We start from the raw sequence: 23,513 nt of genomic DNA on the forward strand, positions 1-23,513 counted from the left end.
CATCAGCAATATTCCAGCAATATTATTGTCCCGTGTGCAAACAGGGGTCGCGGCGCGGAACATCGCCGCTTATGCTCACCGGCATGTCCACGCACCGCCTGTTCGTCGCGCTGCGCCCGCCGCGCGCCATCCGCGAAATGCTGATTTCCGCGATGCACGGCGTCTCGGGCGCGCGCTGGCAAAGCGAGGAGCAACTTCACCTGACCCTGCGCTTCATCGGCGAGGTCGATCGCCACCGCGCAGAAGATATCGCGGCGGCGCTCGGCGCAATTTACGCGCCCGCCGTCACGGCGCGGATCGCCGGCGTCGACCTGTTCGAACGGCAGGGGCGGCCGCATATGCTGTGGGCGGGAGTCGAGCCGCACGAGCCGCTTGGCGCGCTGCACCGCAAGGTCGACCAATTGCTCGCGCGCGTCGGGGTCGCACCCGAAACGCGCGCCTTCTTGCCGCACATCACACTGGCGCGGCTGAACCGCGGATCGGGACCGGTCGCACCCTTTCTTGCGCTCAACAGCGACCTTGCGAGCCCGCCGTTCGAATTCGGCCATGTCACGCTCTATGAAAGCGAGATGGGACATGGCGGCTCGCGCTACCATCCGGTGGCGCGTTACCCCTTGGCCGAAAATTCGGCGACAAGCGCCGACGCGATCGCTTCGACGTCGTCCCACGTCGACGCGAAGCCGTCGTCCTTGCCATAATAGGGGTCGGTCACGCCCTGCCCTTTGCGGCCGGGGAGGAGGTCGAGCATCAGCATGAGGTCCGCCGTCGCACCGGCGGGGCGGATCGCCCGCGCATCGCGCAGGTTCGTTTCGTCGGCAGCGAGGATCAGGTCGAAATCGTAAAAATCGTCGGGCGACAATTGGCGCGCGCGCAGCGCCGGAATGTCGATGCCGCGGCGGCGAGCCTCGGCCTGCGCGCGGCGGTCGGGGGCGTGGCCGACGTGCCAGTCTCCGGTGCCCGCCGAATCGAGCTTGGCGTCGATGCCGGCGCGCGCGAAGGCGGCGCGTGCCGCGCCTTCGGCGAGCGGCGAGCGGCAGATGTTGCCGAGGCAGAGGAAGAGGATCGCGGGTTTCGCAATTTCACCATCTTCACGCATATTCGATTTGCCTCCGTATAAAGTTGAACCGACTTTCAACTTGCGCCCGCGTCCGGCTCTGCTAGCCATGGGCCGCAACGATAAGGAATGAGGGAGAGGGTTGCCAATGGCCGAAGATGACACGCGCGGTGCGCCGGTGGCGACAGAGCCGAAAGCCACCGGTTACAGCTGGTACGTCCTGTCGGTGCTCGTCGTCGTCTATATCCTCAATTTCATCGACCGGCAGATCATCAGCATCCTCGCGGTCGACATCAAGGCCGACCTCGGCCTGTCCGACGGCGACATGGGCTTCCTCGGCGGCGCGGCCTTCGCGGTCTTCTACGCGCTGTTCGGCATTCCGCTCGGCCGCCTCGCCGACAATTGGAACCGCGTGAAACTGCTGTCGATCGGGCTGACCTTATGGTCGGCGATGACCGCCTTTTCGGGCCTCGCCTATAACCAGTTCACGCTGACGCTCGCGCGCATGGGCGTCGGGGTCGGCGAGGCGACCGCGAGCCCGACCGCCTATTCGCTGATCTCCGACTATTTCCCGAAACGGCAAAAGGCGACCGCGCTCGCCATCTATTCGTCGGGGCTTTATCTGGGCGGCGGCGTGTCGCTGTTCATCGGCGCGCTGATCGTCGAGGCGTGGAACAACGCCTATCCCGCCGGCGGTCCGCTGGGGCTCGTCGGCTGGCAGGCGGCCTTTCTCGCGGTCGGCATTCCCGGGCTGCTACTCGCGCTGTGGGTCGCGAGCCTCCGCGAGCCCGTGCGCGGCGCGATGGACGGGACCCCGAGCCCGAGTTCGCCGGCGCCCTTCCGCGAGTTCGGCAAGGATCTGGCGATGATCGTGCCGCCGCTGACGCTCTGGGGAGCGTGGAAGCGCGGTCCGGCAGCGTTGGCGATCAACCTCGGCTTCGCCGCCGCCATCGCCGCTTTCGCGTGGTGGATGATCGAGCTGACCGGCAATTTCCCGCAATGGTCGGCGGTCGCGCTCGGCTATTATGCGGTCTTTTCCTGGGCCTGCACGCTGCGCGCGCACGACCCCGCGACCTTCCGGCTGATCTGGGGGACCCCGGCGTTCCTCTGCACGACGCTGGGCTATGGCCTCGTTGCGCTCGCCGCGTACGGGCTCGCCTTCTGGTCGGCGCCCTATGCCGAAATCGTCCTCGGGCTGCCCAAGCAGGAACTCGCCTTCATCCTCGGCGCCAATGGCGCGCTCGCGGGCTTCGTCGGGGTGATCATCGGCGGCCGCATCGCCGACGCGCTGCGCGCGCGCAACCCCGCCGGGCGCATCCTGATGATCCTGTTCGGCGTGATCGCGCCGATCGCCCCGATCTGGATCGGCTATACCACCGCGAACGGCACGCTTTTCTATGTGATGAACTTCCTCGCCGGCATGTTCGGCGCGGCGGCGCTGGGCGCGGCGGCGGCGACGACGCAGGACCTGGTATTGCCGCGGATGCGCGGCACGGCGACCGCCGCCTTCTTCCTCGGCACCACGCTGGTCGGGCTGTCGTTCGGTCCCTATCTGGTCGGGCAGATTTCGGACCTCGCGGGCACGGTCGTCGACGGCAAGCCCGTCGGCGACCTGCGCACCGGCATCCTGTCGCTGATCGGCGTCGCGCCGATCGCGGTCGCGCTACTGCTCTATGCCTATCGCGCGGTGCCGGAGGCCGAAGCGACGATCGCCGAGCGCGCGGCCGCGGCGGGCGCGCCAGCCTAGGGTCAGGAACCTAGAGCCGGCGCGCGGGCGGCGGCGTTACTCGCTGTCGCCGCGAACGATCACGCCGCAGGCGACGCGGCCGCCGCTGTTGCCGCTGGGGTCGGTCTTGTAATCGTCGGGCCCGGCGTGGATGACGAAGGCGGCGCCGTCGGCGTCGAGCAGCCCGCCGTCGCCCTCGAAGCGCGAGCCGACGAGACGCAAGGTCGCACGGCCGATCTGGTCGGGTTCGACGACGAGATTGGGAAGGTCGCCATGGTGCGCGCCCATCGGGTTTTCGCGGCCGTGCTGCGCGCCGGTCGGGTTCCAGTGCGGGCCCGCGCTCGCGAAGTCGGGCGGCGTGCACTGGCCGACCGCGTGGACGTGCATGCCATAGGTGCCGGGGCCGAAGCCGCGCGCGACGAGTTCGACGCGCAGGCCGCTGCCGTCGCGGTAAATGTCGGCGCGGCCGCGGTCGGCACCCCTCGAATCGGTGAGCTGGGCATAGGCGTCGGCGGGCGGTAGTGTGCTCGTCGCCTTCCCGCCCATCCCGGCGCACCCGGCAAGCGCCAGCGCCCCGGCAAGAGCAAGGCCCCCGGCGATGAAATGCTTATGGTGCGAACGCGTCGTCATCTTGCTGCTCCCCTGTCTTGACCATCGGAATCGCGCGCCGGCGCGTTTCGACCCGTTCGCCGACGATGCCCGTATTTGTTGTCCGTTCCAAGGGGATAGTCGGGTTTGGGAGACAGGGCAGTATCGGCGGTGCCGATTGGCTGGCGCCGATATGCTGTAACGGCGGCTTTGGGGTGGGTTTCAGTCATCCCCTCCCGCAAGCGGGAGGAGAGACGGCAATAATCGGCCGAAACCGGCCGCTCAGCTTCCCGCCTTGTCGCTCACCGCCCTGATCACCAGCGCCTTGTCGTCGACGAGGTAGCGTTTCGCCAGCGCCTGAAGCTCGGCGGGCGTCGCCGCCTCGACCTCGCCGATCCCGTTGCGGCTGCGGTCGAGGCGGTCGGCGTGGGTCGCGGCCTCGGCGACATAGTTCAGCCAATAGCTGTTCTCGCGCCGCGCCTTGACCATCGCCTCGACCAGCGGCCGCCGCGCGCGGTCGAGCAGGTCGGCGTCGACGGGCTGATCGCGCAGTTCCCTCGCGATCGCGAAGATCGCGGCGCGCGTCGTCACGAGATCCTGATAATCGACATTGCTCGCGGCGAAGAGGTGGCCGTAGCCCGGAAATTCGTCCGACAGGCTCGCCGCCGCGCCGGGGCTGTAGCTTTCGCCGAGCCGCTCGCGCAGTTCCTCGGTGAGCTTGAGCTGCATCACGCGCGCGAGCAGGTTGAGTCGCATCGCCTCGGCAAGGTCGCTGTCGTCGCGCGCGGGCCAATAGACGCGCAGTTCGGCCTGTTCGGCCGGCCCCTTGTGGATCAGCGTGCGTTCGCTGCGGTCGGTCGCATATTGGCGGACGCGCGCCTCGGCCCGGGGGTCGAAGGCGGCGCGCCGTTCGGGCAAGGCGCCGAAGGTCGCCGCGATCGCGTCGATCGCCGCCTGTTCGCCGATGTCGCCGACGACGCCGATTTCGATCGCGCCATGCGCGAAGCTGTCGGCGACCACGGGTTTGAGCTGCGCCCAGTCGAGCGCCATCACCTTGGCGAGCGGCGGGGTCTGCGATCGCGGGTCGTCATTGGCGAGGATGCCGCCCGCGTCGCGGCCGATCACCGCCGCCGGGGTCGCATCGTTCGCGGCATATTGCTGCGGCAGCACGCGGCGGATCAGCGCGAGCCCGTCGGCGCGATAGCCGGGGTGCGTGATATAGGCGGCCATCAGCTTCGCCTGCAGCGCGAAATCCTCGGGCGAGGTCACCGCGCTGCCACCGAAGCTATCGGTGGCGTTGCCGAAGACCGGGCTGATCGTCTTGCCCGCGAGGATCGAGCGCAGCTCGTCATAGCTGTGCGCCTCGAGCCCGCCGAGCATCAGCGACCCCGCGAGCGACACCTTCGTCGGATCGCCCTTCGTCGCGAGCAGGTTGCCGCCGTCGACGCGCAGCGACAGCATGACCTTGTCCTTCTGGAAATCGGTCGTCTTGATGTTGAGCATCACATTGTTGGCAAAGCGGATGCGACGGATATTGAGATCCTCGACGCGTTCGTCGCTGACGATTTTTCCGGGCGTGCCGAAATCGTCATAGGCGAAGGCGGCATTCGCGGCCTCGGACGGCGGCGCGACCGCGACCTCGGCCGAAGCCTGCAGGCCGGCGAGGATCGCGGCGGTGCCGCCCTCGACCGGGACCTTCGTCGTCACGCGCGCGAGCGGCGGGCTGAGCCCCTCCATGCGCGCCCGAAAGGCGGCGGTGACCGCGGCGGCATCGAGCGGCGCCGCCGCCGCTTCGAACAGCGCCTGCGAAGTTTCGGGGCGCGTGAAGACGAAATCGCCCTCGGCCGCCGCGACCAGCGCGTCGGCGAGCGTCTCGCTGCGCCGCGTCGTCACGCCCGCGACGGCATTGCGGAATGCGGTGCGGCGGATCGCGAACTGCTCGTCGACCTCGGCCTGGGTGAAGCCATGCTCGACGGCGCGGCGCTGTTCCTGCTCGACGAGCGCGAGCGCCTCTTTCCACGCGCCTTCCTTGGCGACCGCGCCGACGGTGACCTGATCGAAAATCTTCCAGCCCTCGGCGTCGCTGAAATAGCCGGTGAGGATCGGCGAATCTTCCTTCAGCGCGATCTTCGCGAGCCGGCGGCTGACGATCGCCTCGCCGACATCCTCGGCGAGTTTGCGCGCGCGTTTCGCCTTGGTGTCGGGTTCGAGGGTCCACCGCTTGAAGCGCGCGATCGTCACCGAATCCTGGATCGCGGGGTCGACGAAATCGTCGGCGGCGGCGGCGCGGCTGTAATTGACATCGCCGATATCGGGATCGGCGCCCGCGGGGCCGCGCCCCTGCCAGTCGGCAAAGCGCGCCTTGATCTTCGCCTCGACCGCCGCGGGATCGAAATCGCCGACCATCACGAGCGTCGCGCGCTCGGGCCGGTAATAGCGGTCGTAAAGATCGCGGATGCGCGCCGCGGGCGCGGTGCGGATCACCTGTTCGGTGCCGACGGGGATGCGGCTCGCGACCGTCATTCCCTGCATCTGGAAGTCGAGCTGGTCGATCAGGCTGCGCAGCTGATAGGTGTCGCGCGCGCGGCGTTCGGAGAGGATGATGCCGCGCTCGCGGTCGACCGCGGCGGGATCGATCGTCAGCTCGCTCGCGGTCTCGCGCATCAGCATCAGCCCCGTGTCGATCAGATCGTCCGAGGCGTTGGGCAGGTCGAGCTTGTAGACCGTTTCGTCGAAGCCGGTCGAGGCGTTGGTGTCGGCGCCGAACGCCAGCCCCTTGCGTTCGAGCAGCTTGATCATCTCGCCCTCGGGCACATTGGTCGATCCGTTGAACGCCATATGTTCGAGGAAATGGGCGAGCCCGCGCTGATCGTCGGCTTCAGCGAAGCTTCCGACGTCGAAGCGCATGCGGAGCACGACGCTGTCCTTGGGCGTGCTGTTTTTGAGCAGCGCATATTTCATCCCGTTGGGGAGCACGCCGAAAAGGATGTTCGGGTCGACCGGGATGTCGCTGGCGGCGAAATTCCATGCCTTTGCCGCCGCGTCCTGCGGATCGACCGCCGCGGGCGCCGCCGCTTTCGCGGGCGTTTCCCTGGCGTAAGCGGGCGCGGTGCTGGCGATGAGGAGGACGAGGGGCGACAGCGCGGTTGCGGCGCGCCGAACGAGGTTTTTGGTCATGACCCTCGATGTGGAGGCCGCCCGGCGGGCGGTCAAGCCGTCGTCATGCGACCCGGCCGACGCTTTCGACAGACGACGTCGGGGGGCGACTGGCGGCCTTGGCGGCATAGAGCGCGCGGTCGGCGACTTCGAGCAATTGGCGGGCGCTGTCGCCATGTTCGGGCCAATAGGCGGTGCCGATGCCCGCCCCGACACCGATCGAACGCCCGTCGATGCGGTAGGGCGCCGCCAAGGCGGCGAGGATATGGTCGGCGAGCGCGGTGCCCAGCAGCGGCGAGCCCGCAGGCACGAGGATGGCGAATTCGTCGCCGCCCTGACGCGCGACGATCGCGTGGTTTCCGCAGGCGCGGCGCAGGCGGTCGGCGAGCTCGCAAAGCACGCCGTCGCCGATCGCGTGGCCGTGCCGGTCGTTGATCGGCTTGAACCCGTTGAGGTCGAGCAGCGCGATCGCGAACCGGCCGGCGCCGTCGGCCCTGGCGATCTCCTCGTCGAGCCTGAGGTCGAATTCGCGGCGGTTGGCGAGGCCGGTGAGCGGGTCGGTGTGGGCGAGCTCGCGCATCTGGCGCTGCAGTTCGAGCAGGTCGATCACCTGCCCGTGCTGCTGGACGACCATGCGCAGCAGGAACAGCGTCGCGATGACGAGGCTGGTGCCCGCCGCGATTTCGGGCGGATTGCCCGAGGTCAGCATCAGCGCCGACACCGGCGCGAGCCCGACGCCGAGGTTGAGGAAGGTCGCGAAGCGGATCGACGACAGGCAGTAAGCGGTCGCGAGCGACCCCATCGCCATGATCATCGCATAATAGCTGTGCGCCTCGGGCGGCGCGGCGAGCCAGTTGGTCACCGTCCACAGGCTGCACATCGCGCCGGTGATGCCCGACACCCAGCTCGCTTCGCGGATGACGCGCCGCGCCCGGCGCGGGCTCATCCGGCGGCCGCGATTGTGGCGCAGGAAAAGGAAGCCGAGCACGCCGACGATGGCGAGGGTGACCGGAAAACCGATGCGGATCACCGGATGCACGGTATCGACCCCGGCGTAGATGGCGGTCGGCGTCGTCGCCGCGAGCATCAGGAACAGCATCGGCGTCAGCGTCTCGACGCGATTGGCGCGCAGCACCGCGACATCGTCCCGAATCGCATCCGGAATCGGCGGAAAGAAGCGCGCCTGCAGCGTGTGATAGACCCCCGTCATGGGGGCGGGATAGCAAGGCCGGGTAAAGCAGGGGTTAAGGAATGAAAGTCCGTCTTATCACGGCTCTAAGGACCTATCGGGGTCGGATGGCTTGCGAAATATTAACCATGTTCGCCGATATGCGCGGTCCAATAATGCCCTACAAGTTTCGCGCCCGACAGGAGCCACGCCATGTCTTATCCGATGCCGCCGCTTGCCCCCTCCACCGCCGCGCCGGCGGCGGCGATGCCGTCCGCGGCGCCCACGCTGCCGCAGGACGACACGCCCGCAGAACAGGCGGCGCGCGCGGCGCAGCTCGTCGCGACGCAGGCCGTCTATACATGGACCACCGACATCCCGACGCTGCCCGGCGTGCCGCTCGCGACCAACGTGCCGAAGAATGACGAGCCGACGATCGCGTGGCTCGTGATCCTGATCGGCGTCGGGCTGGACATCGTGCGCAACGCGCTGGCGGTGAAGCTTGGCGGGGTCGATAAGGGCGAGCTCGATAGCCCGCGCGCCGATTACGAGGCCGCGCTCGCCGAATGCAACGCGATCGAAGCCTCGACCGCCAAGATCGCGGCCGAGCATGGCGTGCACAGCGGCGGCAACATCTTCGAACGGATGATCGGCGACGTCGAAAATGCCGTCGCCGTAGCCGAGCGCGATGCGCATGTGGCGTTGCTCAAGGGCTATAAGGAGCGGCTCGAGGAATTGATGAAGGTCGACGAAGCGCTCGGCCTCGGCAGCAAGACGGTGCGGAGCGTCGAGGCGTATCGCGCGCTGTTCGCGACGCTGCCCGTCCCGGGGGTCTCCTATATGTTCGAGAGCGATGACGAGTTCGCGCGGCTGCGCGTGCAGGGGCCGAACTGCATGCTGATCGCCGCGGTCGAGGGCGCCCTGCCCGCCAACTTCCCGCTGAGCGCCGCCCGATATGCCGCGGCGGTGAACGGCGACACGCTGGCGGCCGCGCTCGCCGACGGGCGGCTGTTCCTGCTCGACTACAAGCCGCTCGAGGTGCTCGACCCCGGAACTTACGGCACCCTCGCCAAATATGCCTGGCAGCCGATGGCGCTGTTCGCGGTGCCGCCGGGCGGATCGTCGCTGGTGCCCGTCGCGATCCAGTGCGGACAGGATCCTGCCGAATGGCCGATCTTCACCCCCTCGCCCGCCGCCGACAAGCTTTGGGGCTGGGAAATGGCGAAGTTCGTCGTCGAGGTCGCCGATGGCAATTATCACGAGCTGTTCACCCATCTCGCGCGCACGCATCTGGTGATCGAGGCGTTCGCGGTCGCGACGCATCGCCATCTGGCCGAAGTGCACCCGGTCTGGGCGCTGCTCGTCCCGCATTTTGAGGGCACGCTCTTCATCAACGAAGCGGCGGCGACCTCGCTGATCGCCGCGAACGGCCCGATCGACCATATTTTCGCGGGCACGATCGTATCGAGCCAGCTCGCCGCGGTCGACGCGCGGCTCGCGTTCGATTTCTATGGCAAGATGCCGCACGCCGATTTCGCCGCGCGCGGCGTCGGTGTCGATTCGGCGCTCGCAGACTATCCCTATCGCGACGATGCGCTGCTCGTGTGGGATGCGATCCACGAATGGGCGCGCCAATATGTCGATCTTTATTATGCGCATGACGCCGACGTCGTCGCCGACACCGAGCTTGCCGCATGGGCGGCGTGCCTTGCGGGCGAGGCGAAGATCAAGGGTTTCGGCGCGATCGCGACGCGTGCGCAGCTGGCCGAAGTGTGCGCGATGGTGATGTTCACCGCGAGCGCGCAGCATGCCGCGGTCAATTTCCCACAGAAGGACATTATGGCTTTTGCGCCCGCGGTGACCGGCGCGGGCTGGCAGGCGGCGCCGAACGGCCAGCGCGGGCATGACAAGGCGGGCTGGCTCGCAATGATGCCGCCGATGGCGCTCGCGCTCGAGCAATTGAATGTGCTCGAGCTGCTGGGCTCGGTGCATTACCGCCCGCTCGGCGATTATCGCAGCAACGCCTTTCCCTATCCGCTATGGTTTCAGGACCCGCGGGTGACGGGCGCCGAAGGTCCCCTCGCCTGGTTCCAGGCGGCGCTGCAGGGTGTCGAGGCGGAAATCGTGGCGCGCAATGCGCAGCGGATGCAGCCCTATCCCTATCTGCAGCCGAGCCTGATCCCGACGAGCATCAATATCTGATCGAACCGGTCGCCCCCGCGAAGGCGGGGCCGCTGGCAACCTTGCGCTACACCAATAGCGGCCCCCGCCTTCGCGGGGGCGACGATCTGGTCAGCTGCCCTTTTTCTTGCGGTGGCTCTCGAGGTCGAGCACAGCATTTTCGCCGCCCTCGGGCATCAGGCCCAGCCGGCGCGCGACTTCCTGATAGGCCTCGACCTCGCCGCCGAGGTCGCGGCGGAAGCGGTCCTTGTCGAGCTTTTCGTTCGTCGTCATGTCCCACAGACGACAACCATCGGGGCTGATCTCGTCGGCGAGGATGATGCGGCTGAAATCGCCTTCGTAAAGACGCCCGAACTCGAGCTTGAAGTCGACGAGGCGTATGCCGACCGCGGCGAACATGCCGCTCATGAAGTCGTTGATGCGGATCGCCATGTCCTGAATGTCGTGAAGCTCGTCCTGGCTGCACCAGTTGAAGCAGGCGATATGCTCCTCGGCGACGAGCGGATCGCCGAGCGCGTCGTCCTTGTAGCAATATTCGATCAGGGTGCGGGGAAGCTGCGTCCCCTCCTCGATCCCGAGCCGCTTCGACAGCGTGCCCGCGGCGACGTTGCGCACGATCACCTCGATCGGCACGATCTCGACCTGACGGATCAGCTGTTCACGCATGTTGAGGCGGCGGATGAAGTGCGTCGGCACGCCGATGTTACCGAGCAGCGTGAAGACATGCTCCGAAATCCGGTTGTTGAGCACGCCCTTGCCGTTGATCGTGCCGCGCTTTTGCGCGTTGAACGCGGTCGCGTCGTCCTTGAAATATTGGATGAGCGTGCCCGGTTCGGGGCCTTCGTAGAGGATCTTGGCTTTGCCTTCGTAGATCTGGCGGCGACGGGCCATGGCGGTCAACTTTCTGTCGGAACCAAATGAATGGCCCCGGCAAAGCGACTCAAATGCGAGCGCGACGCCGGGGCGGTTGGGGCGCCTATAGCGACAAAGCGAGGGCGCGTCATCATTCACGTCGCCCCCGCGAAGGCGGGGGCCGCAATCGGCCTCGCGCAAGGTTGCCAGCGGCCCCCGCCTTCGCGGGGGCGACGATTGATTTACGTTTACGTAAAGTGCTTGCCATCACCCTCCGCGCTTGCAACCATGACCATAAAGCCAAGGAGAGAGATGGATGAGCTTCGACCAGATTCGCCTCGACCGCCACGAAGGCATCGCGCTGCTGACGCTGTACCGGCCCGACCGGATGAACGCCTTTACCGGCGAGATGATGCTGGAGATCATCGCCGCGCTCGACGAGTGCGACGCCGACGACGGCGTGCGCGCGGTGATCTTCACCGGGCATGGCGACAAGGCCTATTGCGCGGGCGCCGACCTCGGCGGCGGCGCCGCGACCTTCGATTATGACAAGCGCAGCGACAAGCTGGCGATGCTGCCCGAGGGCATGTCCGCGAGCCCCGTCGCCGAGGACGGCACGATAAACTGGTCGCACCCGCTGATCCGCGATGGCGGCGGGCGCGTGTCGATGCGTATCTTCGAGGCGAAAAAGCCCGTGCTCGGCGCGATCAACGGCGCCGCGGTCGGCATCGGCGCGACGATGACGCTGCCGATGGATGCGCGACTCGCGAGCGACACCGCGCGCTACGGCTTTGTCTTCGCACGGCGCGGAATCGTGCCCGAGGCGGCGTCGAGCTGGTTCCTGCCGCGCCTCGTCGGGATCGCGAACGCGGTCGACCTTTGCTATTCGGGGCGCCTGATTTCGGCCGCCGAAGCGAAGGAAAAAGGCCTCGTCCAGTCGGTCCACGCGCCCGGCGACCTCATCGACGCCGCGATCGCCAAGGCGCGCGAGATGACCGTCGACAGCGCCCCGGTGTCAGTCGCGCTGACGCGCCACATGCTATGGCGGATGCTGGGTGCGCCGCACCCGATGAGCGCGCACCGCTGGGACAGCCGCGTGATCTTTTCGCGCGGCCGCAGCCCCGACGCCGCCGAGGGCGTGACGAGCTTCCTCGAAAAGCGCGCGCCCAATTTCACCGCGAGCGTCGCGAACGACTATCCCAGCTTCGACGAGTTCGAGGACGCGCCGCCGTACAGCTGACCTATCCCCCTGCGTTATCCCGGCCTTCGCCGGGATGACGCTTCAGGTGATGGTCGCGCCGCCGCGTTTCCTGAAATACGGCCGGAAGAACATGTAGAGGCCCGAGACCATCAGCAGGAAGAGCGGCGGCAGCGGCAGATAATAGACCCACTCGGCCGGCTGCTGTCCCGCGCCAAGCATTGCGAAGATGGCAATGACGATCGCGGTGAAAAGAATCGATACCCAGCGGTGAAACTGCCGGATCCACGGGCTCCAGTTCATTACTCTCTCCCCTTGGTTTCAATCCGTCATCCCGGCGAAGGCCGGGATGACGCAAGAAGAATGTCACGACGGCTCAGTCGAGCGTCGCTACGACCTTCTCGAGATTTTCGAGGTGGATCTTCCAGCCGCCCTTGGCACCGCCGAAGGCCTGCTTCTGGTCGGGACGGAAGCCGACCTGTTCCATGCGCAGCAAGGTGCCGGCGGCGGTGGGTTCGAGCGTGAAGATGACTTTGCTGTCGAGCCGGTAGGCCGGGTCGTCGTGCGCGTGATTCCAAGTGTAGGAAAGGCTCCGCCCCGGATCGACATCAAGGATCTCGCAATCTACATGCCCCCAGTCGCCGCGCAGCTGGAAACGATGACCGAGGTCGAGGCCGAAGTCGTTCTTCATCAGCCATTCCTCGATCAGATGCCGCGTCGTCAGCGCGCGCCAGATTTTTTCGGGCGGGTGCGAAATCTCGCGCTCCACGGTCACGCACCGCACGTCGCTATCGGTCATTGATCCATCCTTTTCAGCAAATCTTCGAGATCGTCGAACCGCGCTTCCCAGAAGCGGGTCATGCGCCCGGTCCAGTCGACCAGCGGCGCGAGCGCGCGTTGCTGCGCGCTGTAATGCGTCTGGCGGCCTTCGTGCCGATCGTGCACGAGCCCCGCCTGTTTGAGCACGCCGAGGTGTTTAGACACCGCGGGCTGCGAAATTCCGGCTTCGGCGGTGAGCGCGCCGACCGTCTGCTCGCCTTCGAGACAAAGCCGCTCGAACAGCGCGCGGCGCGTCGGGTCGGCGAGCGCTCTGAACAGCAGGTCGGGAGACGACGTCATTTAATCCATAACTCCGTGGCTATGGATTTCTCATAACCATCGAGTTATGAATGTGTCAAGCGTCGTATTTCCTGCGCCCGCGCGTCGCCGTCATGCTGTGCGTGCCCTTGAGCCCCGGCCTATGGCTGCGGATCGTTTCGACGCTGTGCCAGTTCGCGGTCACCCGGTCGCGGGTCATCTGCACCGTCACATAGCCGCGATCCGCGGTGTTCGCCCATTTGAGCTGCGGCGATACGGCGCGCAGCGCCGCCACGCGCGTGGCGTCCGATATGCCGGGCGTATAGGCCTCGAACCCCGGCGAGGTGACGCTGTGGCCCGCGATCTCGATACCGGCGGGGCGGTGGTCGTGCGTCAGGTCGAACGCCCACGCGTTGTGGCTGTCGCCCGACAAGGTGACCAGATCGGCGTCGGCGCGCTGCGATGCCGCGAGCAGGCGCGCGCGCGCCGCGGGATAGCCGTCCCAGCTATCCATGTTGAGCGGCAGGCCGGCGCGCGTCGCGACCTGCGCCGTCTCGACGCGGCGCCGGACGGTATCGGGCTGGTCGGCGCCGAACCAGCCCCGCGATTCGGGCGGGGTGAACAGGCTGCCCATCACGATCTGCTGCGCGCAAATCTGCCAGCGCGTGCCGCCCTTCACCGATTGCGCCAATCCGTCGAACAGCCATCGTTCCTGATCGGCGCCCATCAATTGGCGCGCCGGGTCGCGGTAATCGCTTTCGGCGAATTGCTTCAGCGCCGCCGCGGGATCGGCCTTGCCTTCCAGTATCTCGCCCAGCTGAAAGGGGCGGTCGCGGGCGGTGATGCGCGTTTCGGGCAGGAAGATCGTCGCGAGATCGCCGGCCTGATAATGGCGCCACCGCGTTTCGGCGACGGGCATCCATTCGCGATAGGCGCGTTCGGCGGCGGCTTCGCGGACGCGCCAGTCACCCTCGCCTTCACTGTGATTTTCGGCGCCGCCCTTCCACACATCGTTCGCGAACTCATGATCGTCCCACTGCGCGATCATCGGGAACAGCGCATGGAGGCGCTGGAGATCGGGGTCGGCGCGATAGGCGGCGTAGCGGAGCCGATAGTCGGCGAGGCTGACCATCTCGTGCGTCGGCTGGATGTCGCGGCCTGGCAGCGCATCCTTCAGCGAGGGATATTCGCCGACCCGATATTCGTAGAGATAGTCGCCGACGTGCGCCACGAGGTCGATGTCGCTGCGCGCCGCGGCGTGGGCATAGGCGTTGAACCAACCGAACGGCAGGTTCGAGCAGGAGAAGAGCGCGATGGTGAAGGCGCTCGTCGGTCCGGCGGGAAGCGTGCGCGTGCGGCCGGTGACCGACTTAGCCCCGTCGGGCGCGACGAAGCGGTAGAAATACCAGCGGCCGGGTTCGAGCCCGTCGATGGCGATTTTCGCGGTGTGATCGCGCTCGCCCTTCGCGGTGACGCTGCCGCCCGCCGCGATGCGCGCGAAGTCGGCGCTTTCGGATAGCTCGACGGTCAGGAGCGCGTCATTCGCCGCGGCATAGCGCGTCCACAGCAGCACCGAATTGGCGCCGGGCTCGCCGCTCGCGACGCCGTGGGTGAAGCCCTGCGCCATCGCGGCGGCCGCGGCGCCGGGCAAGGAAAGCGCGGCAAGCCCCGCGGTGCCGAGTTTGATGAGCAGACGGCGATCGATCTCGTGCCACAATGGATGCACTGCATATCCTCCCGCATCGCCGGGTTTGTGGCCGGTCTTTGTTACAGCTTCACCTCTATCCGCTGATCCCGAGCGCCAGCAGTAGCAGCATGAACCAGATCACTGCGAACAGGCTGAAAAAGAGCAACAGATTCGCGCGCACAAATGCGCCGAACCGCGACGAGCGATAGGCGCCGCGCAGCTGGCGATACATGTGGAATGGCACATAGAGCATCGCGAAAAAGATCGCGAGATCGCCGAAGATGGTCAGGTTCAAAAGCCGCACGACCACGAACAGCAGCAGCATGAACGAAATCGAGTAAGTGACGAAGACGAAATGGTCATAAGTGTGGAATCGGCGGCTGAACGGAAACAGCAGCCACATGAAGGGCAGCGACAGCGGGATCAGCGCCCAGGCGAATTTATAGGCGTTCGCCTGGAGTTTGTAGAGCACCAGCGCGGGGTTCGCGAAGGCCTTTTCGAGCCCATGGTCGATGAAGAGCACCCCCGTATCGACCTTGTTGCGCGAGATGAAGTCGGCGCTCGTCACCACCTGCTCGACCGGATTTTCGAGAACGGGCGGACCGGCAGCGCGGTCGGCGGCACGTTCCTTCTTGCTGCGGGTGCGCGCGACGCCGAGATAGCCGGCGCTTTTCTGGAGGATGTCGCGTTCGGTTTCGAGTTCGCTGCGCCGGGCGGCGGGCAGATCGGCCTTTGCGAGTTCGGCGTCGATCCGGTCGACCTCGACCTGCATGCTGTCCTTGATCGCCGCGGTGCGCGTTTGCTCGGCAGCCTCCTTCGCTATCACCTCGCCGAAGCCGCCGCCGCTGCCGACCATCGCGAGCACCGCATAGGTCAGGAAGACCGCGAACAGGAACAGCGCGAGCGGCGAAATGAAGCGCGCACGCTCGCCGTGAATATAGCGCCGCGTCAGGTCCCCCGGCCGCCAGGTCAAAAGCGGCAGCGTGTTCCAGATCTTGCCCTCGAAATGGAAGATCGCGTGGACGAGGTCGTGCCCGATCGCGCCGAAGCTGCGGTGGACATCGGCGCGCTGTCCGCAATGGTGGCAATGCGAACCCGTCAGGCTGGTGCCGCAATTGAGGCAGCGCAGCGGCGCATGGCCGTGCGCTTTACCCTCGCCCCGAACGCCCCCATGCCGCGATTCGACCGCGCGCGCCGCGAGGCCCGCCGTCACCGCGCTGCCGATACCCTCGATATCCCCTGTCATGGCGCCCTGCCTAAAGATGCGCGCGGCGCCGCGCAACGGGGCTTTCGAGAGTTACGAAAAACATGGTAGTGGCCGCGCCATGAACGCCGAAGCCCTCACCGTCCCGCCGCTCCCCGGCGATGCCACCGCCCTGATCGCCGACATGGGCGCGCGCGCGCGCGCTGCGGCGAAACGGCTGGCGTTGACGCCGACCGCCGACAAGGCGGCGGCGCTGCGCGCGGCGGCGGCGGCAATCCGTTCCCGCGCCGCCGACATCCTCGCGGCGAACGAAGAGGATATGGCGGCAGGACAGAAAAACGGTCTGTCGGGCGCGATGCTCGACCGGCTGCGGCTCGACGAGGCGCGGCTCGGCGCGATCGCCGATGCGATCGACGCGGTCGCAGGGCTTCCCGATCCGGTGGGCGGCGAGATCGACCGCGTCACCCGCCCCAACGGGCTGGTGCTGAGCCGCGTGCGCGTACCCTTGGGCGTCGTCGGCATCATCTATGAAAGCCGGCCCAATGTGACCGCCGACGCCGCGGCGCTCGGGCTGATGTCGGGCAATGCCGTGATCCTGCGCGGCGGCAGCGAGGCGGTGCATTCGAACCGCGCGATCCACGCGGCCTTCGCGGTGGGGCTGGTCGAGGCCGGGCTCTCCGCCGATGCGGTGCAACTCGTCCCGACGCAGGACCGCGCCGCGGTCGGCGCGATGCTGCGCGCGCAGGGGCTGATCGACATCATCGTACCCAGAGGCGGCAAGGGCCTTGTCGCTCGCGTGCAGGACGAGGCGCGCGTGCCCGTGCTCGCGCACCTTGATGGCATCAATCACCTTTATATCGACGGCGCCGCCGATCCCGAAAAGGCGGTGGCGCTGGCGGTGAACGCCAAGATGCGCCGCACCGGCGTCTGCGGCGCGACCGAGACGATCCTGATCGACCGCGCCTATTCCGCCCCGCTCGCGATCATCGACGCGCTGATCGCCGCGGGCTGCGAAGTGCGCGGCGACAAGGGCGTCGCGGCGCTGAGCCCGCATGTGGACCCTGCCTCGGCAACCGACTGGGACACCGAATATCTCGACTCGATCGTCTCGGTCGCGATGGTCGGCGGCATCGCGGGCGCGCTCGCGCATATCGACACGCATTCGAGCAGGCACACCGATGCAATCGTCACCGAGGATGCGGGGGTCGCCGAGCGCTTCTTGACCGGCGTCGACAGCGCGATCGTGATGCACAACGCCTCGACGCAATTCGCCGACGGCGGCGAATTCGGATTGGGCGCCGAGATCGGCATCGCGACGGGACGGCTGCACGCGCGCGGGCCCGTCGCATTGGAAGGGCTCACCACCTATAAATGGCTGGTGCGGGGGAGCGGGCAGACGCGACCTTGAATCATTTGTATACAAATGATATAAGCCGTCTATGGAGTCTACATCACCCGTTACGGCGCGCCTCGACGCTGCCACGCGCGAAACGCTCGACCGGCTGGCCGAATATTATGACCGTTCGCGCTCATGGCTGGTCGCTCAAGCGGTTCGGGAATATGCCGAACGTGAGAGCGAAATGCTCGCCTTCATTGAGGAAGGCGAACGGTCGGCGCGGGAGGAACCTCTGATTTCTTCGGACGAGATGCTGGACTGGATTGCCGCCAAACGAAAAGAGATACAAGCCAAGCGAAATAAAGAAGCGGCGTGACGCCGGTTCGCTGGTCGCGTCTTGCACGCGAAGATCTGAACAACACTGTCGATCGAAAAGTCGATGCGGATTTCGAGACGGCCCAGGCCCTGCTCGAAGAAGCCGCCAAAGCAACCATTTTCCTCGCGACCTCACCGCGGGCCGGAGCACCGCTCGGCGCGCAAGGCGGCCGCAAGTGGCGCTTGGGGAAACTGCCCTATGCCTTGCTCTATCAAGTCGATGCGAAGCGGGTTCTGATCCTGCGTGTCGCCCACCTTCGCAGCGACTGGCAAACCCTCCTGTGAGCCCCACCGGCCTCCTCGGCGGCAGCTTCAACCCCGCGCACGGCGGGCATCGCGCGATCAGCCTGAACGCCATCGACGCGCTGGGGCTCGATGAGCTGTGGTGGCTGGTGTCGCCCGGCAATCCTTTGAAGCCCAAGGCGGGCATGGCCCCGCTCCCCGCGCGGCTCGGTTCGGCGCAGCGCATGGCGCGGCGCGCACCGATCCGCGCGACCGCGATCGAGGCCGAACTCGGCACGCGCTATACGGTCGATACGCTCAAAAGGCTCGTCCGGCGTTACCCGAACCGCCGGTTCATCTGGATCATGGGCGCCGACAATCTGGTCCAGCTGCCCCAATGGCGCGACTGGCGGGAGATCGCGCGATTGATGCCGATTGCGGTTGTTGCGCGTCCGGGCTATAACGACCGCGCCCATGCAAGACGTGCGATGGGATGGCTGCGGCGCTTTGTCCGGCCCGCAGACCAGAAAAGCCATTGGACAGACTGGAGACCGCCCGCCCTCGTGTTCTTGCGATTTTCGCCCGATGTGCGATCCGCGACTGCGATACGGCAGGCCAACCCCCGCTGGTTCGAACGCCATGAAGGCCGCGCGCTGCGCGACCCCGTGACGCGTTCGTGGCTGGTGGAACCGACCGAGAAAGGACGCATTTGATCTCCGCCGACAAGGGTGACGCGCCCGGCGCCGCACCCGCCCCGACGTCTTCGGACGACAGCGTGGACTCGCTCCACGCGCTGATCCTCCACCAGCTGGACGAGGATCAGGCCCAGGAAACCATCTCCATCCCGCTTGCCGGCAAGAGCAGCATCGCCGACCATATGGTGATCGCGAGCGGCCGTTCGACGCGCCATGTCTCGGCGATCGCCGAGAAGCTGGCGCAGCGGATCAAGCAGGAAGCGGGCCGCAGCGTTCGCGTCGAAGGCCTGCCCAACGCCGATTGGGTGCTGATCGACGCGGGCGACGTCATCGTCCACCTGTTCCGCCCCGAGGTGCGCAGCTTCTACAACCTCGAGCGCATGTGGTCGTTCGGCGACGCGCCGCCGGTCGCGGCAGCGAATTGACGGCGCTATTCTGTTCGGACTAACGTCCGAACCCAAGCGGTACCAGCCCGCTCCCCCACCCGGCCACCCACAGGGTAAACTGGTTTGGGAGGCCGGGTGGGGGAGCGGGCTGGTACCGCTTCCGCCAGGAACGAATATTCCATGTTGCTGCACATCATCGCGCGCGGGCGCATCGGGCGCGGGCCCGAGGCCGAGCTGGTCGACCGCTATATGAAGCGCGTGACCTGGGCGCAGAAGATTTCGGAACTTCCCGACACCGGCGGGCGGATGCCCGCCGCGGCCGACAACAGCCGCACCATCCTGCTCGACGAGGGCGGCGAGCAGATGTCGTCGCTCGAATTCGCAAGGCTCCTCGAAAAGTGGCGCGACGGCGGGGTGCGCGAAGCGCGTTTCTGCCTCGGCGCCGCCGACGGCTTCACCGCGCAAGAGCGCGAGGGTGCCGACAAGGTCATCGCCTTCGGCCGCGCGACCTGGCCGCATTTGATGGCGCGCGCGATGCTCGCCGAGCAATTGTGGCGCGCGACGAGCATCGTCGCGGGCCACCCCTATCATCGCGAAGGCCGGCAATGAGACGCGCGCTCGCGGGGCTTGCGGCGGTCGCCGTCTTCGCGGGCGGCGCACTCGCGCTGGCGCAGGGCGATATTTTCGATCCAACGGCGATCGCCGCGCACGAACGCGAACAGCTGATCGACGCGAAGCAGCAGTCGGCGGCGGCGATGGCGCGGAGCGCACTGCTCGAAAAACAGGCGGAAGCCGCGAGCAGCGAGGCCGACCGGCTCAAGAAGCGCAGCGCAGCGCTCGCCGCGCGCATCCAGTCGGCCGAGGCCGACATCAGCGCGGGCGAGGCGCGCGTCGCGCTCGTCAACCGCCGCCTCGCGGGCCAGCGTGCGCGGCTCGCCGAGCAACAGCAACCCTTGCTCGAACTCGCCGCCTCGCTCCAGCAATTGAGCCGTCAGCCGCCAGTCAGCGTCCTCGCGCAGCCGGGCTCGCTGTCCGACATGGTCCACGCGCGCGCGGTGATCGACGCCGCGATGCCGGTGATCGAACGGCGCACCGCGGGCGTCCGCCGCGAGCTGACCGCGCTGGACACGACGCGGCGGCAGCAGGCGATCGCACTGAAGGCGCTGTCGACGAGCAAGGCGCAGCTCGCGCGTCGCCGCGACGCGCTCACCCGGCTCGAAAACGAAGGCCGGCTGCGCTCGCGCGAGCTGATGAGTAGCGCGCAGCTCGAGGCCGACCGCGCGCTGGGGCTCGGCGAGAAGGCGCGCGACATCGTCGAACTGATGGATTCGCTCGAAGCCGACGGCGCGGTACGCGCCCAACTCGCTGAGCTCGCCGGGCCGATCCCGCGCCCCCGCAACCCCGAAGCGAGCGTAACCGGAAGCGTCGCGCCGCCCGCCACCGCAGAGGCCGAGCTGACCCGCGGCGCCTATCGCCTGCCCATCGTCGGGCGCATCGTCGCCGGGCTTGGCGAGGTCAATGAAAGCGGCGTGCGATCGCGCGGGATCACGATCGCCGCGCGTCCCGGCGGACAGGTCGTCGCTCCCGCACCCGGCCGCGTCGGCTTCGCCGGCGATTATCGCGGCTATGGCAAGATCGTCATCATCGACCATGGCGGCGGCTGGGTCTCGCTGCTTACCGGAATGATCGCGCTGTCGGTCGGGGTCGGCGATACGGTCGATGCCGGCGCGCCGGTCGGCCGCGCGGGATCGGACGACAGCCGCATCACCGTCGAACTTCGCCGCGCCGGCCGCCCCGTCGACGTCGTCGCGATGATCGGCTGATCCTTGGGACTTGATCATTCTGGATCGAAGCGCCGCCTCTACAACTTCGTCATCCCGGCGTAGGCCGGGATCTCGCCGGCGCATCAGAAGGCAAGGTCGAGATCCCGGCCTACGCCGGGATGACGATTCAGACGTGCTTCCTTCCCTGCCCCGCAATAGGGATGCGCCGCTTGACGCCCGCAGATTTGCGTAGGAGGATGGCGCGCCGGGGATTATAAGGCAAGATTGATCTCGCCCGCGTGAAAGATGGAAATGACCGACTCGACCAAGACCGCCGCTTCTCCGAAACGCCGCTTCGCCTTGTGGCAGGGCGCCGCCGCGCTTTCGACGCTGGCGCTCGTCCCGCTCGCGACCGGCGCGATGGCGACCGTCGATTCGAAGACGCAGGAAGAAATCGCGCGCTTCATGGACGTCTACCTCGAAGTGAAGTCGAATTATGTCGAACCGGTCGAGGATTCGAAGCTGATCGAAGGCGCGATCAACGGCATGCTCGCCAGCCTCGACCCGCATTCGGGCTATCTCGACGCGCGCGGTTTTTCGAACCTCAGAACCCAGACCGACGGCGAATATGGCGGGCTGGGCCTGTCGGTGACGATGGAGGACGGCGTCGTCAAGGTGATCGCACCGACCGCCGACACCCCGGCCGACAAGGCGGGGATCAAGGCGGGCGATTATATCACCCATATCAACAAGGAACTGATCTTCGGCATGACGCTCGACGAAGCGGTCGAGCAGATGCGCGGCCGCCCGGGCACGCCGATCGAGATCACGGTCGTCCGCGAGGGTCAGGACAAGCCGATCGAAATGACGCTGACGCGCGAGATCATCGACCTGAAACCCGTGAAATGGGAAGTCAGCGGCGACGTCGGCGTGCTCACCGTCACCAGTTTCTCGGCCGATGCGACCGCCGACCTCAAGGCCGCGATGATGGCGGTCGAAAAGTCGCTGGGCAAGACGCCGCGCGGCTGGATCCTCGACCTGCGCTCGAACCCCGGCGGGCTCCTCGACGAAGCCGTCGGGATCAGCGACCTGTTCCTCGAACGCGGCGAGATCGTGTCGCAGCGCGGGCGCAAGAAGGGCGACATCGAACGCTATTTCGCCGAACCGGGCGACGCCGCCGGCGGCGCGCCGGTGATCGTGCTGATCGATTCGGGATCGGCCTCGGCCTCCGAGATCGTCGCGGGCGCGCTGCAGGACCAGCATCGCGCGGTCGTGATGGGCGAACGCAGCTTCGGCAAGGGATCGGTACAGACGGTGCTGCCGCTGACCGACACCACCGCGCTGCGCCTGACCACCGCGCGTTATTACACGCCGTCGGGCCGCAGCGTGCAGGAAGGCGGGATCGACCCCGACATCCAGGTGCCGCAGCTCAGCGACCCCGATTACGCCTCGCGGCCCAAATTCCGTGAAAGCGACCTGCGCCGTCACCTGATCAACGAGAAGAAGGTCGATGACGGCCTGCTCGAACAGGACGAAAAGGCCGACCCGCGCTTCACCGCGACCGCGGAGGAGCTGAAGGCCAAGGGCATCGAGGATTTCCAGCTCCACTATGCGCTGCAGACGATCGGGCGGATCGGCCCGGGAACGGCGCGCATGGCGCAGGCCGGCAAACCCGGCGCCAAGCCTGCGCGCCGCAACTAGTCAGCGCCTTGGCCATGTCCTCCTATTCGTCATCCCGGCGCAGGCCGGGATCTCGACCTCGCAACCTGACGCACCGGCGAAATCCCGGCCTGCGCCGGGATGACGATCTGATTTCCGGGGTTCTTATATGCTGAAATCGCGCCTCGCCGCGCCGCTCGTCGCATTCGCGGCGCCGCTCCTGCTCTATGGCGGCGCGCTCGTCTCGCAATATGGCTTTGGCCTCCACCCTTGCGAGATGTGCTATTGGCAGCGATGGCCGCATCAGGCGGCGATCCTGCTGGCGCTCGCCGCGCTGCTGATGCGCCGGAACGACAAGGCGATGCGCGCGCTCACGCTGCTCGCCGCCGTCGCCATTACGGTCAGCGGCGCGATCGGCGTCTTTCACGCCGGGGTCGAATATGGATTCTGGGAAGGCGTCACGACCTGCGCGACGGGTGCCGGCGGCCCCGTCACGCTCGATTCGATCATGAACGCGCCGCTGATCCGCTGCGACGCGGTGCAATGGTCGCTGTTCGGCATCTCGCTCGCGGGCTTCAACGCGATCTTCTCCTTCGCGGCGGCGGCGTTGGTCTTGACCTTGCTGCGCCGGAAGACCACATCGGTGACATGACAAACAGGCGCACCGCATCGATGATCCGCGTCGACCAGGCGGGCGAATATGGCGCGACGCGCATCTATGCCGGCCAGCTCGCGGTGATGGGCGACCGCCACCCGATGGCGCGCGAGATCGCGCATATGGCCGAACAGGAAGAGCGGCACCGCAAATTCTTCGACGCGATGATCGCGCGGCGCGGCGTGCGTCCGACCGCGCTTCAGCCGGTCTGGAACGTCGCGGGCTTCGCGCTCGGCGCGGTGACCGCCGCGATGGGGCCGCGCGCGGCGATGGCGTGCACCGCCGCGGTCGAGACCGAGATCGACCGCCATTATCAGCATCAGCTGAACGAACTCGGCGACCGCGACCCCGAACTCAGCGCCGCGGTCGAGGATTTCCGTGCCGAAGAGCTCGAGCATAAGGAAGCCGCGCTGAAGGCTGGCGCCGAAAGCGCCCCCGGATACCCGATCCTGAGCCTGGCGATCCGCGCGGGTTGCCGTGCAGCCATCGCGCTGTCGAAACGTATCTGATACAGGAAAGCCCCCGCGTCGT

At 67.1% G+C, this 23,513-nt stretch carries 24 protein-coding genes; 14 read left to right on the top strand and 10 right to left on the bottom strand.

The annotated features are described in order from the left end of the window. The first annotated feature begins 83 nt into the window (after positions 1–83). The gene (gene thpR, locus FG95_RS02215; RefSeq protein ID WP_037553698.1) at positions 84–698 is read left to right on the top strand and encodes an RNA 2',3'-cyclic phosphodiesterase; all 615 of its coding nucleotides are present in this window, start codon (positions 84–86) and stop codon (positions 696–698) included. On the opposite strand, the gene FG95_RS02220 is transcribed toward thpR, so the two are convergent. Next, positions 608–1,096 carry an arsenate reductase/protein-tyrosine-phosphatase family protein gene (locus FG95_RS02220; protein ID WP_037553638.1) on the bottom strand — a complete coding sequence of 163 codons (489 nt, stop codon included), beginning with the start codon at positions 1,094–1,096 and terminating at the stop codon, positions 608–610. The genes thpR and FG95_RS02220 overlap by 91 nt on opposite strands. A gap of 106 nt (positions 1,097–1,202) precedes the next feature. On the opposite strand from FG95_RS02220, the gene FG95_RS02225 reads away from it, so the two are divergent. Then, positions 1,203–2,801: a spinster family MFS transporter gene (locus FG95_RS02225; RefSeq protein ID WP_037553639.1), complete on the top strand. Its 1,599-nt coding sequence runs from the start codon at positions 1,203–1,205 to the stop codon at positions 2,799–2,801. A 36-nt stretch (positions 2,802–2,837) separates the two neighbouring features. Here FG95_RS02225 and FG95_RS02230 read toward each other — a convergent pair whose 3' ends face one another. From FG95_RS02230 to FG95_RS02240, 3 genes are all read right to left on the bottom strand, one after another. Next, a complete protein-coding gene (locus FG95_RS02230) occupies positions 2,838–3,410 on the bottom strand; it encodes a superoxide dismutase family protein (protein ID WP_052182005.1) in 573 nt (190 codons plus the stop codon). A 240-nt stretch (positions 3,411–3,650) separates the two neighbouring features. Then, positions 3,651–6,545, bottom strand: a complete 2,895-nt coding sequence (locus FG95_RS02235) for a M16 family metallopeptidase (protein ID WP_037553640.1) — start codon at positions 6,543–6,545, stop codon at positions 3,651–3,653. Positions 6,546–6,588: 43 nt separating this feature from the next. Beyond that, a complete protein-coding gene (locus FG95_RS02240) occupies positions 6,589–7,734 on the bottom strand; it encodes a GGDEF domain-containing protein (RefSeq protein ID WP_235211426.1) in 1,146 nt (381 codons plus the stop codon). A gap of 171 nt (positions 7,735–7,905) precedes the next feature. On the opposite strand from FG95_RS02240, the gene FG95_RS02245 reads away from it, so the two are divergent. Continuing rightward, a complete protein-coding gene (locus FG95_RS02245) occupies positions 7,906–9,894 on the top strand; it encodes a lipoxygenase family protein (protein ID WP_052182006.1) in 1,989 nt (662 codons plus the stop codon). A 90-nt stretch (positions 9,895–9,984) separates the two neighbouring features. Here FG95_RS02245 and purC read toward each other — a convergent pair whose 3' ends face one another. Next, positions 9,985–10,764, bottom strand: a complete 780-nt coding sequence (purC, locus tag FG95_RS02250; RefSeq protein ID WP_037553641.1) for a phosphoribosylaminoimidazolesuccinocarboxamide synthase — start codon at positions 10,762–10,764, stop codon at positions 9,985–9,987. Between the two features lie 277 nt (positions 10,765–11,041). Between purC and FG95_RS02255 the strand changes: the two genes are divergently transcribed. After that, the gene (locus FG95_RS02255) at positions 11,042–11,965 is read left to right on the top strand and encodes a crotonase/enoyl-CoA hydratase family protein (RefSeq protein WP_037553643.1); all 924 of its coding nucleotides are present in this window, start codon (positions 11,042–11,044) and stop codon (positions 11,963–11,965) included. A 42-nt stretch (positions 11,966–12,007) separates the two neighbouring features. Here FG95_RS02255 and FG95_RS02260 read toward each other — a convergent pair whose 3' ends face one another. The 5 genes from FG95_RS02260 to FG95_RS02280 form a co-directional block, all read right to left on the bottom strand. Then, positions 12,008–12,226: a membrane protein gene (locus FG95_RS02260; RefSeq protein ID WP_037553644.1), complete on the bottom strand. Its 219-nt coding sequence runs from the start codon at positions 12,224–12,226 to the stop codon at positions 12,008–12,010. 73 nt (positions 12,227–12,299) lie between these two features. Beyond that, positions 12,300–12,722 (bottom strand): SRPBCC family protein, encoded by a 423-nt coding sequence (locus FG95_RS02265; RefSeq protein WP_037553645.1) that lies wholly within the window; start codon positions 12,720–12,722, stop codon positions 12,300–12,302. Then, a complete protein-coding gene (locus tag FG95_RS02270; protein WP_037553646.1) occupies positions 12,719–13,042 on the bottom strand; it encodes an ArsR/SmtB family transcription factor in 324 nt (107 codons plus the stop codon). The genes FG95_RS02265 and FG95_RS02270 overlap by 4 nt, the downstream gene beginning before the upstream one ends. Before the next feature lie 55 nt (positions 13,043–13,097). Continuing rightward, positions 13,098–14,726: an alkaline phosphatase D family protein gene (locus FG95_RS02275; RefSeq protein ID WP_235211427.1), complete on the bottom strand. Its 1,629-nt coding sequence runs from the start codon at positions 14,724–14,726 to the stop codon at positions 13,098–13,100. Between the two features lie 55 nt (positions 14,727–14,781). Continuing rightward, on the bottom strand, positions 14,782–15,933 hold the full coding sequence (locus FG95_RS02280; protein WP_037553702.1) for a DUF3667 domain-containing protein: 1,152 nt from the start codon (positions 15,931–15,933) through the stop codon (positions 14,782–14,784). 79 nt (positions 15,934–16,012) lie between these two features. Here FG95_RS02280 and FG95_RS02285 point away from each other — a divergent pair, with 79 nt between their 5' ends. From FG95_RS02285 to FG95_RS02330, 10 genes are all read left to right on the top strand, one after another. Further along, positions 16,013–17,299: a glutamate-5-semialdehyde dehydrogenase gene (locus tag FG95_RS02285; RefSeq protein ID WP_052182007.1), complete on the top strand. Its 1,287-nt coding sequence runs from the start codon at positions 16,013–16,015 to the stop codon at positions 17,297–17,299. 31 nt (positions 17,300–17,330) lie between these two features. Then, on the top strand, positions 17,331–17,603 hold the full coding sequence (locus FG95_RS02290; protein ID WP_037553651.1) for a CopG family ribbon-helix-helix protein: 273 nt from the start codon (positions 17,331–17,333) through the stop codon (positions 17,601–17,603). Then, on the top strand, positions 17,600–17,887 hold the full coding sequence (locus FG95_RS02295; RefSeq protein ID WP_037553652.1) for a type II toxin-antitoxin system RelE/ParE family toxin: 288 nt from the start codon (positions 17,600–17,602) through the stop codon (positions 17,885–17,887). Before FG95_RS02290 ends, FG95_RS02295 begins: the two co-directional genes overlap by 4 nt. After that, positions 17,884–18,537 (top strand): nicotinate-nucleotide adenylyltransferase, encoded by a 654-nt coding sequence (locus FG95_RS02300; RefSeq protein WP_037553654.1) that lies wholly within the window; start codon positions 17,884–17,886, stop codon positions 18,535–18,537. The genes FG95_RS02295 and FG95_RS02300 overlap by 4 nt, the downstream gene beginning before the upstream one ends. Beyond that, complete coding sequence (rsfS, locus tag FG95_RS02305) at positions 18,534–18,944, top strand: ribosome silencing factor (RefSeq protein ID WP_136173357.1); 411 nt, start codon at positions 18,534–18,536, stop codon at positions 18,942–18,944. The genes FG95_RS02300 and rsfS overlap by 4 nt, the downstream gene beginning before the upstream one ends. 141 nt (positions 18,945–19,085) lie before the next feature. Further along, positions 19,086–19,514, top strand: coding sequence for a 23S rRNA (pseudouridine(1915)-N(3))-methyltransferase RlmH (locus tag FG95_RS02310; protein WP_037553657.1), 429 nt, complete (start codon positions 19,086–19,088; stop codon positions 19,512–19,514). Then, the gene (locus FG95_RS02315) at positions 19,511–20,728 is read left to right on the top strand and encodes a murein hydrolase activator EnvC family protein (protein WP_037553658.1); all 1,218 of its coding nucleotides are present in this window, start codon (positions 19,511–19,513) and stop codon (positions 20,726–20,728) included. The genes FG95_RS02310 and FG95_RS02315 overlap by 4 nt, the downstream gene beginning before the upstream one ends. Positions 20,729–20,980: 252 nt before the next feature. Beyond that, positions 20,981–22,369, top strand: coding sequence for a S41 family peptidase (locus tag FG95_RS02320; RefSeq protein WP_052182014.1), 1,389 nt, complete (start codon positions 20,981–20,983; stop codon positions 22,367–22,369). Positions 22,370–22,496: 127 nt separating this feature from the next. Further along, positions 22,497–22,979: a disulfide bond formation protein B gene (locus FG95_RS02325; RefSeq protein WP_037553660.1), complete on the top strand. Its 483-nt coding sequence runs from the start codon at positions 22,497–22,499 to the stop codon at positions 22,977–22,979. After that, positions 22,976–23,491: a demethoxyubiquinone hydroxylase family protein gene (locus FG95_RS02330; protein ID WP_037553661.1), complete on the top strand. Its 516-nt coding sequence runs from the start codon at positions 22,976–22,978 to the stop codon at positions 23,489–23,491. The genes FG95_RS02325 and FG95_RS02330 overlap by 4 nt, the downstream gene beginning before the upstream one ends. The last annotated feature ends 22 nt before the right edge of the window (positions 23,492–23,513 follow it).

The sequence above is a fragment of the Sphingopyxis sp. LC363 genome (genome assembly GCF_000756385.1).
GTDB lineage: Bacteria > Pseudomonadota > Alphaproteobacteria > Sphingomonadales > Sphingomonadaceae > Sphingopyxis.